Raw genomic sequence first — 13,497 nt, 5'->3', positions numbered from 1 at the left:
ATTGAGTCACACGGACTCAACTTTGACTACAAGGACGTACTCATGGCACGTGCGGTAGGTATCGACCTGGGGACGACCAACTCCGTCGTCTCGATCCTCGAGGGCGGTGAGCCCACGGTCATCGCCAACGCGCAGGGCTCGCGCACGACTCCTTCCGTCGTCGCGTTCGCCAAGAACGGGGAGGTCCTCGTCGGCGAGGTGGCCAAGCGGCAGGCCGTCACCAACGTCGACCGGACCATCCGCTCGGTCAAGCGTGAGATGGGCACCGACTGGACCGTCGAGATCGACGGCAAGAAGTTCTCTCCGCAGCAGATCAGCGCCTTCGTCCTGCAGAAGCTCAAGACGGACGCCGAGGCCTACCTCGGTGAGAAGATCACCGACGCGGTGATCACCGTCCCGGCGTACTTCAACGACGCCCAGCGGCAGGCCACCAAGGAAGCCGGCACGATCGCGGGCCTCAACGTCCTGCGCATCATCAACGAGCCCACCTCCGCCGCTCTGGCGTACGGGCTCGACAAGGACAAGGACCAGACCATCCTGGTCTTCGACCTCGGCGGCGGCACCTTCGACGTGTCCCTGCTCGATGTCGGCCAGGAGGACGGCCACGGCTTCGTCGAGGTCAAGGCGACCAGCGGTGACAACCACCTGGGCGGCGACGACTGGGACCAGCGCGTCGTCGACGAGCTGGTGACCCGCTTCAAGAACGCCCACGGCGTCGACCTGTCCAAGGACAAGATGGCGCTCCAGCGGCTGCGTGAGGCCGCGGAGAAGGCCAAGATCGAGCTGTCGGCGCAGACCGAGACCACGGTGAACCTCCCGTACATCACGGCGTCGGCCGAGGGCCCGCTGCACCTGGAGGAGAAGCTCACCCGGTCGGAGTTCCAGCGCATCACCGCCGACCTGCTCGAGCGCTGCAAGGGCCCGTTCCACCAGGTCATCAAGGACGCCGGCATCAAGGTCGCCGACATCGCCCACGTGGTGCTGGTCGGCGGCTCGACCCGCATGCCGGCCGTGACCGACCTGGTCAAGGAGCTCACCGGCGGCAAGGAGCCCAACAAGGGCGTCAACCCCGACGAGGTCGTCGCCATCGGCGCGGCGCTGCAGGCGGGCGTGCTCAAGGGCGAGGTGAAGGACGTCCTGCTGCTGGACGTGACCCCGCTGAGCCTGGGCATCGAGACCAAGGGCGGCATCTTCACCAAGATCATCGAGCGCAACACCACGATCCCGACCAAGCGGTCGGAGGTCTTCACCACGGCCGAGGACAACCAGCCGTCGGTGCAGATCCAGGTCTTCCAGGGTGAGCGCGAGATCGCGGCCTACAACAAGAAGCTGGCCACCTTCGAGCTGACCGGCATCGCCCCGGCGCCGCGCGGCATCCCGCAGATCGAGGTCACCTTCGACATCGACGCCAACGGCATCGTGAACGTCTCCGCCAAGGACCTCGGCACCGGCAAGGAGCAGTCGATGACCATCACCGGCGGCTCGGCGCTGCCGAAGGACGACATCGAGCGCATGATGCGCGAGGCCGAGTCCTACGCCGAGGAGGACAAGAACCGCCGCGAGGAGGCCGAGACGCGCAACAACGCCGACGGCCTCGCGTACCAGACGGAGAAGTTCCTCCGCGAGAACGACGAGAAGGTCCCGGCCGACGTCAAGACCGAGGTCGAGGAGGCGCTGAGCGAGCTGAAGAAGACCCTCGAGGGCACCGACACGGCCGCCATCCGCACCTCCGCCGAGAAGCTCGCGACGGTGAGCCAGAAGATGGGGTCGGCGATCTACGCCCAGTCCCAGGGCGGCGCCGAGGGCGCGGCCGCCGGGGCCGGCGCCGGAGCCACCGGCCAGGCCAAGGCCGACGACGACGTCGTCGAGGCCGAGATCGTCGACGACGAGCCGAAGCGGGAGGGCGGTGCCGCGTGACCTCCCCGAACTCTGGGAGCGAGCACGAAGGCCTGGTGATCCGCGACAACCGGCGCATCGATCCCGAAACGGGAGAGGTACGCCAGGGTGCGGGGAAGGCGACCGAGTCGCCTTCCCCGGCCGCCGCGCCCGCGGCGGCCCCGGCGGACGAGGGGGTCGCCGCCCAGCTCGCCGAACGCACGGCGGACCTCCAGCGCCTCCAGGCCGAATACTCCAACTACCGCAAGCGCGTCGAGCGCGACCGGGTGACGGTCCGCGAGCAGGCGGTGGCCAGCGTGCTGGCCGAGCTGCTGCCCGTGCTCGACGACATCGGCAGGGCCCGCGACCACGGTGAACTCACCGGCGGCTTCGCCAAGGTGAGCGAGGCGCTCGACAGCGCCGTCGGCAAGCTGGGCCTTTCGGCCTACGGCGCCAAGGGCGACGTGTTCGACCCGATGGTGCACGAGGCCCTGATGCACAGCTACTCGGCCGACGTCACCGAGCCCACCTGCGTGGAGATCCTCCAGCCGGGCTACCGCATCGGCGATCGCATCCTGCGCCCCGCGCGGGTCGCCGTCGCCGAGCCGCAGGAGCCCTCGGAGCGCTCGGCGTCCGACCAGGACGGAGCGGGCGCGGCGGCGGCCGAGCCCGAGGACAATTGAGCGACCATCCCTTTGGGTCACGAAGGAAGCGATAGATGAGCACCAAGGACTACCTGGAGAAGGACTATTACGCGGTCCTTGGTGTGTCGAAGACCGCCACCGCCGAAGAGATCAAGAAGGCGTACCGGAGACTGGCCAGGAAGTACCACCCGGACGCCAACCAGGGCAACACGGAGACCGAGGCCAAGTTCAAGCAGGTCTCGGAGGCCTATGACGTCCTGTCCGACAGCAAGCGCCGCAAGGAGTACGACGAGGCGCGCGCGCTGTTCGGGTCGGGTCTCGGCGGATACGCGGGGGGCGGCGCCCCCCGCGGTGGCGCCGGTGGTGGTTTCCCGTTCGAGTTCGGCGACCTGTTCGGAGGGTCGGCGCAGAGCGGCGGCACGGGTGAGCGCATCGGCGACCTGTTCGGCGGCCTGTTCAACCGTGGCGGGCGCACCACCACGACCACCCGGCCCCGCCGGGGCCAGGACATCGAGTCCGAGGTCACGCTGTCGTTCATGGAGGCCGTGGACGGCACGACGGTGGCCCTGCGGCTCACCAGCTCCTCGGCGTGCGAGGCGTGCAGCGGCACCGGCGCCAAGGCCGGCACCACTCCTCGGGTCTGCCCGACCTGCGAGGGCACCGGCGCGGCGAGCCGTAACCTCGGCAACTTCGCCTTCTCCGAGCCGTGCCGCGACTGCAAGGGCCGCGGGCTCCTCGTCGACGACCCCTGCCCCGTCTGCGAGGGCAGCGGGCGCGGCAAGAGCACCCGCACCCTCCAGGCGCGCATCCCGGCGGGTGTGGCCGACGGCCAGCGCATCAGGCTCAAGGGCAAGGGCGCGCCCGGCGAGAACGGCGGCCCGGCCGGCGATCTGTACGTCCAGATTCACGTGAAACCCCATGCGATCTTCGGCCGGTCGGGCGACAACCTGACCATCACCGTCCCGGTGACCTTCGCCGAGGCGGCGCTGGGCGCCGAGATCAAGGTGCCGGTGCTCCAGGGCATGCCGGTGACCCTGCGGATCCCCGAGGGCACTCCGAACGGCCGCACGTTCCGCGTGCGCGGCCGGGGTGTCACCCGCAAGGACGGCACCAAAGGTGATCTGCTGGCCACCGTCGAGGTGACGGTTCCCCAGCGCCTCGACGACAAGGAGCGGGCCGCGCTCGAGGAGTACCGCGCGGTCTCCGAAAGCGCGGACCCACGCGCCGAGCTGCTGAGGCAGGCGCAGACCGAGTAGCCCTCGAAAGGAGGCGACGCCGATGGACGCCAACTACTTCGACCTGTCCGACGACACCCCGGTGTACGTCATCTCGGTGGCCGCTCAGCTTTCCGGGCTGCACCCGCAGACACTCCGGCAGTACGATCGTCTCGGCCTGGTCAGTCCGGGCCGGACGGCCGGACGGGGCCGGCTGTACTCCACCAGGGACATCGTGCTGCTCCGCGAGGTCCAGCGGCTCTCCCAGGAGGAGGGCATCAACCTGGCGGGCATCAAGCGCATCCTCGCCCTGGAGACCGAGAACCTCCGCATGCGTGAGGAGATCGGCCGTCTCCGCGGCGAGCTGGCGATGATCCGTGCGCTGATCCAGTACCAACTGCCTCCCGCGTGAGCGGCGGCGCACGTCCACGCCGCGGCCCGGCCGGCACCGCCCCGGGCCGCGCGGCCCCATCGACACCACCCCGCCCCGGCGCGTTCGCGCAGCCCGGGCCGGGGAGCACCCCATATAGCGGAGCGACGCCGGCACAGTGCGGAGCGACGTGGCACCAGGCGGAGCAGCGCGGGCCGGGCGGGCGTCCGGCGATCCGCCATGCGAGAAAGGCAAGGTAGGCATGGACTACAAGCTCACGCGCAAGAGCCAGGAAGCCCTGTCGGCCGCCGTACGGCGGGCCGCCGCCGAGGGCCACCCGGAGGTCGCCCCGGCCCACCTGTTCACGGCTCTGCTCTCCCAGACCGACGGCACGGCCGTCCACCTGCTCGAGGCCGTCGGCGCCGACTGGAAGCGGCTGCGCGCCGAGGCCGAGCAGCAGCTCGAGCAGATCCCGAAGGCCCAGGGCGCCACGGTGAGCGCGCCGTCGTCCTCCCGGCAGCTCCTGGCCGCGCTGAACACCGCCGCGGCCCGGGCCAAGCAGCTCGAGGACGAGTACGTGTCGACCGAGCACCTGCTGGTCGGCCTGGCGGCCGACGGTGGCCGGGTGGCCGAGTCGCTCAAGGCGCAGGGTGCCACGCCGAACGCCCTGCTGGAGGCGTTCGAGAAGGTCCGCGGGCACGCCCGGGTCACCAGCGAGAGCCCTGAGGACACCTACCGCGCGCTGGAGAAGTACGGCGTCGACCTCACCGAGCTGGCCCGAGCCGGCAGGCTCGACCCGGTGATCGGCCGGGACAACGAGATCCGCCGCGTGGTGCAGGTGCTCAGCCGCCGTACCAAGAACAACCCGGTGCTGATCGGCGAGCCGGGCGTCGGCAAGACGGCGGTGGTCGACGGGCTGGCGCAGCGCATCGTGGCCGGCGACGTGCCCGAGAGCCTGCGCGGCAAGCGGCTGGTCTCCCTCGACCTCGGCGCGATGGTCGCGGGCGCGAAGTTCCGCGGCGAGTTCGAGGAGCGGCTCAAGGCCGTGCTCAACGAGATCAAGGAGAGCGACGGCCAGGTCGTCACCTTCATCGACGAGCTGCACACCATGGTCGGCGCCGGCGCGGCCGAGGGCGCGATGGACGCCGGCAACATGCTCAAGCCCATGCTGGCCCGGGGCGAGCTGCGCATGATCGGCGCGACCACGCTGGACGAGTACCGCGAGCGCATCGAGAAGGACCCCGCGCTGGAGCGGCGGTTCCAGCAGATCTTCGTCGGCGAGCCGTCGGTCGAGGACACCATCGCGATCCTGCGCGGGCTGAAGGGCCGCTACGAGGCCCACCACAAGGTGCAGATCTCCGACGGCGCGCTGGTCGCCGCGGCCACCCTCTCCGACCGCTACATCACCGCCCGTTTCCTGCCGGACAAGGCGATCGACCTGGTCGACGAGGCCGCGAGCCGGCTGCGCATGGAGATCGACTCCCGGCCGGTCGAGATCGACGAGCTGCAGCGGGCCGTCGACCGGTCGAAGATGGAGGAGCTGGCCCTCGCCAAGGAGACCGACGAGGCGAGCGTCCAGCGGCTGGAGAAACTCCGCAAGGAGCTCGCCGACCGCCAGGAGGAGCTCGACGCGCTGGTCGCGCGCTGGCAGAAGGAGAAGTCCGGCCTCAACCGGGTCGGCGAGCTGAAGAAGCGGCTCGACGACGTCCGCTCGGCGGCCGAGCGCGCCCAGCGCGATGGTGACTTCGAGGCGGCCTCCCGGCTGATGTACGGCGACGTGCCGCGGCTGGAGAAGGAGCTGTCGGAGGCGAGCGCGCAGGCGCAGCCGGAGAACTCCATGGTCAAGGAGGAGGTCGGAGCCGACGACATCGCCGAGGTGATCTCGTCGTGGACCGGCATCCCGGCCGGGCGCCTGCTGGAGGGCGAGACGGCCAAGCTGCTGCGCATGGAGGACGAGCTCGGGCGCAGGCTGATCGGGCAGCGCGAGGCCGTGCGGGCGGTGTCGGACGCCGTGCGCCGGGCACGCGCAGGGGTGGCCGACCCCGACCGGCCGACCGGCTCGTTCATGTTCCTCGGCCCCACGGGCGTCGGCAAGACCGAGCTGGCCAAGGCGCTCGCGGAGTTCCTGTTCGACGACGAGCGCGCCATGACGCGCATCGACATGAGCGAGTACGGCGAGAAGCACAGCGTCGCCCGCCTGGTCGGCGCCCCTCCCGGGTACGTCGGCTACGAGGAGGGCGGGCAGCTCACCGAGGCCGTGCGCCGCAGGCCGTACACCGTGGTGCTGCTGGACGAGATCGAGAAGGCCCACCCCGAGGTCTTCGACGTCCTGCTCCAGGTGCTGGACGACGGGCGCCTGACCGACGGGCAGGGCCGCACGGTCGACTTCCGCAACGCCATCCTGATCCTGACCTCCAACATCGGCTCGCAGTTCCTGGTGGACCCGGCGCTGGATCCCGGGGCCAAGCGCGATCGGGTCATGGCGGCGGTGCGCGGCTCGTTCAAGCCGGAGTTCCTCAACCGGCTGGACGACGTGATCCTGTTCGACGCGCTCGGCTCCGAGGAACTGTCGCAGATCGTCGACCTGCAGGTGGCGCGGCTGGCCCGGCGCCTGTCCGACCGGCGGCTGACGCTGACCGTCACCCCGGCGGCGCGCGACTGGCTGGCACTGACCGGCTACGACCCGCTGTACGGCGCGCGGCCGCTGCGCCGGTTGGTGCAGTCGGCGATCGGCGACAAGCTGGCCAAGAGCCTGCTGGCGGGCGAGATCCGGGACGGTGACGAGGTCGTCGTCGACCTCGACGAGGCGGGGGACACGCTGACGGTGCGGCCCGCCCGGTAAGGATTTCCCCAGCATCGGGTCAACGACCCGCCGACGATGGGACTCCCTGGCTACCTTCGGTGCTCGGCAAGGCACGAAAAGTAGTCAGGGAGTCTTCATGATTCGTTCACTGCACATCAAGGGCATGCTCGCGATGGCCGTCGCGGCGGGCACGGTCTGCCTGGGGACGGGCGGCACCTCCGCCGCCGCGCGGTCCGACGAGGCCACCGTTCCCGGCGCGCACCCGCCCGTCGTCACCTCGCGGACCGACGAGCGGCCGGTCCCGGTCCCGGTTCCGGCGCCGCCCGTGCCGGCGGCTCCGGCCGCGCCGCACGGCCAGGGCGACCTGCTCCTCAGCTTCGAGCACGTCGGGCGCTCGCCGGGTCTGCCGGCCCACACCTCCGCGGTGATCGGCCTCACCGACCTGCCGGCCATCGTGCGCGGCATCGGCCTGCCGCTCCTGCTCAAGGGCATGGCCGCGAACCGCGCGGCCTACGGCGAGGCCCGGACCGCACAGGGCGTCCTGCGCCACGAGGACGGGCAGGGGCGGCACACGGTCGGCGCGCCGGGCGTGGTCGCCGGGGTGAACGGCCTGCCGGTGGACCCCGAGCCCCTTCCCGCCCCGGTGTCCGCGCACGTCCCGGGCGCGCTGGACGCCGAGGTCGGCACCGAACCGGCGACCGGCACCACGGTCGCCGGCCTGCGCGTCCGCTGACCCCGGCGCACCCGAAAGAGGACGGTGAACGGGACCGCCCGCCGATGAGAGCCCGGCCCTGAGGCGGGGCCGCCCACGCCGAGCGCCGCGTTCTTCCGCATCGCGGCCCCGGCTTCCTCAGCGGGAGGCGTCGAGGAGGGCGTCGAGGTCGTCTTCGGGGAGGCCGAGGTCGACGCGGATGCGGTAGCGCGTGCGCAGCAGCGCGTCGCGGATGCCGGGCGGCCCCTCTCCCGCGCGGATGCCCTCGGTGGCCCACTCGTGGGCGGCCCGCGGGTCGCCGTAGGCCAGCAAGGTCTCGGCGACGTTCAGGGCGGTGCTGGGGTCGACGTTCCCGTCCGCCTTGATCGACTCGACCAGCTCGCGGGCCTCGTCGGGTCGGTCGAGCTCGAACAGGGTGTCGGCGATGCCCGCCCGGGGATCGACGCTCACTTCGCCGCCGTCGTCCAGCGCCCGGTGGAAGCATTCGAGGGCCCGGGCCGGCTGGCCCGCCTGCCGCCACTCCTCGGCGGCGAGCACGAGGATCGCGGCACGGGACACCTCTCCTGACGCGTAGCCGCGCGCCAGGTCGTCGAGCCTCCCCGCCAGTGTTCCGTGGTCGTCGTCGAGGAGAGCCTGTTCGAGCAGACGATCAAGCTGCTCACGTGTCACATGTGCCACAAGACGAGATTACCGAGCGCCGCTCCACCGTGCGGGGACAACGGCAGGCATTACTTACGTCCTGATTTGCACATGTTTGACTACCCGCAGTGTGTCGTGCGGGGCGAAGGGCATATTCGACTCGCCTGGAACGTCACCCGCTCTTCGAAGGAGCTGCGATGGACATGTCCTGGCAGACGACCTTCGCCCTCGCCTGTGCGGCCCTGGTGGCCGCGGCCGTCCCCGGCACCGTCGGGTACGCCACCGCCCGGCTGGAGACGGCCGACCGGCAGCACCAGGAGCTGGTCCGGCTGCGGGCCGAGCTCCAGGCGGCCCGCCAGACCGTACGGCAGGTCACCTCTTCGTGCGAGCCAGGCTCCGGCGAGCGCAACATCCCGCCGTGGGCGCCGGCGGTCCGGTCCGGGAACCGGGAGGGCTGAGGCTCAGGCGGTCCGCGGCTCGTCGCGGGCGTCGCCCGGGGAGCGGAGCTGGCTGGACAGATAGCCGCGGATCAGCCGCTTGGCCTCCGTCACCAGAGGCGGGTCGCCGGAGGGGTCGCGCCGGAAGGCCAGCGCGAGCACCGCACCACCGGCCTCGACGGCCACGGTGAGGCACAGGTCGAGCTCCTCACTGTCGGCCATGCCGAACTCGGCGAGCAGCAGCCCGCGCAGCCGCCCCGCGATGACGGTGCTGTTCTCCGCCACCGAGTCGAGCAGGTTGAGGTCGACCGCGTCGCCGAACCGCAGCGCGTGGAACCCTGGAACGCTCCGGTGCATCTCGACGTACACGTCGATGATCGCGTCGACCGCGTGCCACCAGCCGGAGTAGTCCTCGGTCATGAAACGCTTGCCGACCCGGGAGATGAATAAGTCCACATTGCGCTGGGTCAGCGCCTGGGTGATCGCCCGTTTGTCGGGAAAGAACTGATAGACCGATCCGATGGCGACGTTCGCCCGCTCGGCGATACGCGTCGTCGACAGCGCCTCGTAACCGACCTCGTCGAGCAACTCCGCACACGCATCGAGCATGCGTTCGACGCGACGCAGGCTGCGGCGCTGCGAAGGTCTTCGGCGCAGCGGCATCTGGTCGTCGTCGTGACATCCGGTGATGGGCAGCCCTGACACAGACTTCATCTTGCCCTTTTACGGCGCCGCGGTCAGTACTTCCCCGCCAGACGTCCTCTATCGGAATCCATAATGCGGGCGATTCCCCGCAACAGCGACGGCGAAATACCGAAAAGCGCATATCCGATTTTCCCCTCGGCGTTCACCGGGACGACCGCCGTGTTCCGGTGGACGGCACACAGGAGGTGCGCGGCGGACCCGCTTGGGCGGATTCCCGCCCGCCACGCTCATGGAGCGGTCCACACCGTGGTGGACCGCTCTGCCAGCGATGGGGGTGGAAATGAACACCGGGCAGATCACGCTCAGCCTGATGCCCTCGTCGGCGAACTCGGCGCGCAGGCAGTCGCTGCGCATCTTCACCGCGGCCTTCGACGCCGAGCACCTCTATGGGGCGCCGGCGCGGCGATCACGGGCGGGCGCTCAGCCCCGCGCATCCGCGCAGGGCCGTCCAGCCCGTCACCGCCTGGGTGCGCGCGGCGCCGGTCAGCGGCACCGGGACGCCGCCGGTGATCCGGGCCGGAGTCCACTGGTCCTTCAGGACCTTGCGTCCGTTGATGGTCAGCGTCAGCACGCCCGTCTGGCCGGTCTGCGGACCGGAGTTGTAGAAGACGAAGTTGCCCATGCCGTAGTTGACGTAGCGTCCCTTGAGATAGCCGCTGCCCAGCAGGATGTGCGCGTGGCCGCCGACGATGACGTCGGCACCGGCGGCGATCAGCTTGGGGGCCAAGGAGAGCTGTGCGGCGTTCGGGCACTTCTGCAGCTCGGTGCCCCAGTGCAAATGGACGATCACCGTGTCGGAGGTGCGACGGGCCTGCCGGACCGCCTGGAGCAGCCGTTGCTCGTTCTTGGCCGACGCCAGCCCGCCCTTGCCGGCGGTCGCCGTCCACGCCTGGACGAGGTTGGAGTCGAGCACCTGCGTGGCGCCGATGATCGCCACCCGGTTGCCGTTGACGACCTTGCGGAACGGGCGGTACGCCTCCGCGGCGTCCCGGCCGATGCCGACCACGGGGAACCGCGCGCGCCGGATCGCCGCCAGGCTGTCACGCAGCCCGCCCTCCATGTAGTCCATGCCGTGGTTGTTGGCCATGGAGGCCACGTCGACCCCTGCCGCCTTGAGCGCGGTGAGCGCGGACGGCGGGGCGCGGAAGGTGAACTGCTTGCCCGGCGCGGGGGTGCCGCCCTGCGTGATCGCGGTCTCCAGGTTGACCATCGACAGGTCCGCGCGGCGCAGCACTCCCGAGATGGGGCCGAGCGCGGTGCGCGGGGTGGCCAGCCGGTTCCTGAGCATGCCCTCGAAGTGCACGTCGCCGCCGAAGGCGATGGTGAACGGCCGGCGCTTGCTCTCGGCCCGCTGCTCGCCGGTCGCCGCGCCGGAGGTGTTCGAGGCGCCCGTGGTGCTCCTGGCCGGCGGTGCGGCGGACTCCGCCGCCGAGCACGCCACGACCGGCAGCATCGCGACCGCGACCGCGAAGGCCAGCCGGGCACGCGTGGCACGGCGGGCAAGCTTCATCCGAGGGGAAATGTCTGGCAATCCGGGCATAACGTCGGCCAAGGGCTGGGTTCTCATCGCCTCAAGAGCATGCCACCTTCGCCCAGATCTGGACACCACCCCCATGTGGGGGGCGATCGAAAATCGCCAGACCGGGAAGGTTCCTTGACTTGAATGATTCAGGTTTACCGCCTAAGGTGCAGGTCGTGGGGGATGTCGAGCTGTTGCACGATGCCGGGTTGCGGGTGACCGCGGCCCGCATGGCGATCCTGCACACCGTCAGATCGGGCGACCACCTCGACGTGGACGCCATCTACCGCGGTGTGCGCGAACGCGTCGGCCACGTGTCCCTCCAAGCGATCTACGACGGACTCCACGCCATGCACGGCGCCGGCCTCCTGAACCGGATCGAGCCCATGGGAAGCCCCGCTCGCTACGAGGCGAGAGTGGGCGACAACCACCATCACCTCGTCTGCCGCGCCTGCGGCAAGGTGGCCGACGTCGACTGCGCGACCGGAGAGGCCCCCTGCCTCGATCCGGTGGACGCCGCGGGCTTCCGGGTGGACGAGGCCGACGTGATCTATTGGGGCGCCTGCCCCGAATGCCTCTCGCGGAGCAACTGACCCCCCGCGACCGCACTCACGCGAGAGCCGTGGGAGCGGGACGCGCGTGTGCTCCGCGCCACGCTGACCCGAAAGGACCGCGATGACCGACCGGCCTGTGACCACCACCGACGCGGGGATACCCGCGCCGAGCGACGAGTTCTCGCTCTCCGTGGGCCCGAACGGTCCCTTGCTGCTGCAGGACCACTACGTCATCCAGAAGATGGCCCAGTTCAGCCGCGAGCGCGTTCCCGAGCGCGTGGTGCACGCCAAGGGCGGCGGCGCGTACGGCGTCCTGCGGATCACCGAGGACGTCAGCCAGTTCACCAAGGCCGGGCTCTTCCAGAAGGGCAAGGAGACCGACCTCTTCCTGCGCTTCTCCACCGTGGCCGGCGAGCTCGGCAGCGCCGACACCGCCCGCGACCCGCGCGGCTTCGCGATCAAGTTCTACACCGAGGACGGCAACTACGACATCGTCGGCAACAACACACCGATCTTCTTCATCCGCGACCCCTCGAAGTTCTCCGACTTCATCCACAGCCAGAAGCGCCGCGCCGACAATCACCTGCGCGACCACAACATGCAGTGGGACTTCTGGACGCTGTCCCCCGAGTCGGCCCACCAGGTCGCCTTCCTGATGACCGACCGCGGCACCCCGGCGAGCTGGCGGCACATGCACGGCTTCGGCTCGCACACCTTCCTGTGGTACAACGCGGCCGGCGAGAAGTTCTGGGTGAAGTACCACTTCAAGACCCAGCAGGGCGTCAAGAACTTCACCGCCGCCGAGGCCGACGCGGTGGTCGCGCAGGACGCCGACTTCCACCTCCGTGACCTGCACACCGCGATCAGGAACGGCGACCACCCGTCTTGGACGGTGAACGTGCAGATCATGCCGTTCGAGGCGGCCGCGGACTACCGCTTCAACCCCTTCGACCTGACCAAGGTGTGGCCGCACGCCGACTACCCCGAGATCACGATCGGGAGCTTCACCCTCAACCGCAACCCGGAGAACTACTTCGCCGAGGTCGAGCAGGCCGCCTTCGAGCCGGCCAACCTCGTGCCCGGCATCGGCGCCTCCCCGGACAAGATGCTCCAGGGCCGGCTGTTCTCCTACCCCGACGCCCACCGCTACCGCATCGGCACCAACTACCTGCAGCTGCCGGTCAACCAGCCCAAGTCGCCGGTCCACAGCTACAACAAGGACGGCGCGATGCGGGTCAGCAACCCGGCCGACCCGGTGTACGCGCCGAACAGCGCCGGCGGGCCGGCCGCCGACCCGTCGCTGTTCGCCGGCGAGAACTACCACATCGCCGGTGAGATCATCCGCAGCGCCTACCAGAGGCACGCCGAGGACGACGACTTCGTGCAGCCGCGCGCGCTGTGGGAGAACGTGCTGTCCGGCACCGATCGGCAGCACCTGGTGAGCAACATCGTCGGCCACGCCTCCGCCCCGGAGGTCACCGCCGAGATGAAGAAGCGCGTCGTCGAGTACTGGAGCAACATCCACAAGGACCTCGGCGAGGGCGTCGCCCAGGGTCTCGGCGTCGCCTGACCCGCGCCGCCGCGATCGGCCCGCGGTCTCCCCGACCGCGGGCCGATCCCCTTCGCGATCCCGTCCCATCGCCTGGTCGTGACCAGTGCTCGGGCGGTGGTGGACGCCTCCGGGCCGCCGCGCCCGCGTGTCGGGGGACGAAAGCCGCGGGGCCCCGCGTATTAGGCTGTGGCGGTGACCACCGTGCCTGATGAGGAACGTCTGCCGGCCCAGGTCGGTTTCGTCGTCGAAATCGACAAACTCAAGCGCGTACTGCGCCGCACGACCCTGATGGACGGCTCCCGCAGGGAGAACGACGCCGAGCACTCGTGGTACCTCGGCATGCTGGCGATGGTCTTCGCCGAGTACGCCCCGCCGGGCGCCGATCTCGCCCGGGTCACGGCCATGCTGCTGGTCCACGACATCGTCGAGATCGACGCGGGCGACACCTTCATCTACGACACCGCCGCGGTCGA

14 protein-coding genes are annotated in these 13,497 nt (G+C 70.4%); 10 read left to right on the top strand and 4 right to left on the bottom strand.

The features are described 5' to 3' along the window. Positions 1–42: 42 nt before the first annotated feature. The 6 genes from dnaK to IEY93_RS22760 all read left to right on the top strand — a co-directional run bounded on the left by dnaK (position 43) and on the right by IEY93_RS22760 (position 7,639). Positions 43–1,917, top strand: coding sequence for a molecular chaperone DnaK (gene dnaK, locus IEY93_RS22785; RefSeq protein WP_189165145.1), 1,875 nt, complete (start codon positions 43–45; stop codon positions 1,915–1,917). Beyond that, positions 1,914–2,558 carry a nucleotide exchange factor GrpE gene (grpE, locus tag IEY93_RS22780; RefSeq protein ID WP_189165144.1) on the top strand — a complete coding sequence of 215 codons (645 nt, stop codon included), beginning with the start codon at positions 1,914–1,916 and terminating at the stop codon, positions 2,556–2,558. Before dnaK ends, grpE begins: the two co-directional genes overlap by 4 nt. Before the next feature lie 35 nt (positions 2,559–2,593). Further along, positions 2,594–3,775, top strand: coding sequence for a molecular chaperone DnaJ (dnaJ, locus tag IEY93_RS22775; RefSeq protein ID WP_189165143.1), 1,182 nt, complete (start codon positions 2,594–2,596; stop codon positions 3,773–3,775). Positions 3,776–3,797: 22 nt separating this feature from the next. Beyond that, the gene (locus IEY93_RS22770; RefSeq protein ID WP_189165142.1) at positions 3,798–4,145 is read left to right on the top strand and encodes a heat shock protein transcriptional repressor HspR; all 348 of its coding nucleotides are present in this window, start codon (positions 3,798–3,800) and stop codon (positions 4,143–4,145) included. A 220-nt stretch (positions 4,146–4,365) separates the two neighbouring features. Further along, complete coding sequence (gene clpB, locus IEY93_RS22765; protein ID WP_189165141.1) at positions 4,366–6,945, top strand: ATP-dependent chaperone ClpB; 2,580 nt, start codon at positions 4,366–4,368, stop codon at positions 6,943–6,945. Positions 6,946–7,042: 97 nt separating this feature from the next. Further along, positions 7,043–7,639, top strand: a complete 597-nt coding sequence (locus IEY93_RS22760; RefSeq protein WP_189165140.1) for a hypothetical protein — start codon at positions 7,043–7,045, stop codon at positions 7,637–7,639. 117 nt (positions 7,640–7,756) lie between these two features. Here IEY93_RS22760 and IEY93_RS22755 read toward each other — a convergent pair whose 3' ends face one another. Continuing rightward, a complete protein-coding gene (locus IEY93_RS22755; protein ID WP_189165139.1) occupies positions 7,757–8,287 on the bottom strand; it encodes a tetratricopeptide repeat protein in 531 nt (176 codons plus the stop codon). A gap of 173 nt (positions 8,288–8,460) precedes the next feature. On the opposite strand from IEY93_RS22755, the gene IEY93_RS22750 reads away from it, so the two are divergent. Beyond that, positions 8,461–8,715, top strand: coding sequence for a hypothetical protein (locus IEY93_RS22750; RefSeq protein WP_203968765.1), 255 nt, complete (start codon positions 8,461–8,463; stop codon positions 8,713–8,715). A 3-nt stretch (positions 8,716–8,718) separates the two neighbouring features. Here the strand turns inward: IEY93_RS22750 and IEY93_RS22745 are convergent, their stop codons facing one another. Genes IEY93_RS22745 through IEY93_RS22735 form a run of 3 tightly spaced genes read right to left on the bottom strand, consistent with a single transcriptional unit; the run spans position 8,719 to position 10,909 of the window. After that, positions 8,719–9,408: a TetR/AcrR family transcriptional regulator gene (locus tag IEY93_RS22745; protein WP_189165137.1), complete on the bottom strand. Its 690-nt coding sequence runs from the start codon at positions 9,406–9,408 to the stop codon at positions 8,719–8,721. 48 nt (positions 9,409–9,456) lie between these two features. Further along, positions 9,457–9,753: a hypothetical protein gene (locus tag IEY93_RS39790; RefSeq protein WP_372444515.1), complete on the bottom strand. Its 297-nt coding sequence runs from the start codon at positions 9,751–9,753 to the stop codon at positions 9,457–9,459. 52 nt (positions 9,754–9,805) lie between these two features. Next, positions 9,806–10,909: a CapA family protein gene (locus IEY93_RS22735; RefSeq protein ID WP_229691375.1), complete on the bottom strand. Its 1,104-nt coding sequence runs from the start codon at positions 10,907–10,909 to the stop codon at positions 9,806–9,808. Between the two features lie 185 nt (positions 10,910–11,094). Between IEY93_RS22735 and IEY93_RS22730 the strand changes: the two genes are divergently transcribed. The 3 genes from IEY93_RS22730 to IEY93_RS38495 form a co-directional block, all read left to right on the top strand. Next, positions 11,095–11,511 (top strand): Fur family transcriptional regulator, encoded by a 417-nt coding sequence (locus IEY93_RS22730; RefSeq protein WP_189165135.1) that lies wholly within the window; start codon positions 11,095–11,097, stop codon positions 11,509–11,511. An 82-nt stretch (positions 11,512–11,593) separates the two neighbouring features. Continuing rightward, a complete protein-coding gene (locus IEY93_RS22725; RefSeq protein ID WP_189165134.1) occupies positions 11,594–13,042 on the top strand; it encodes a catalase in 1,449 nt (482 codons plus the stop codon). A gap of 174 nt (positions 13,043–13,216) precedes the next feature. Then, positions 13,217–13,497: HD domain-containing protein (locus IEY93_RS38495; protein ID WP_229691374.1), on the top strand; the 281-nt coding region annotated here is incomplete at its 3' end.

Source organism: Sphaerisporangium melleum, assembly GCF_014646695.1.
Classification (GTDB): Bacteria; Actinomycetota; Actinomycetes; order Streptosporangiales; family Streptosporangiaceae; genus Sphaerisporangium; species Sphaerisporangium melleum.
The sequence above is the reverse complement of the archived record's forward strand: the minus strand, read 5'-3'. Positions and strand labels throughout refer to the sequence as shown.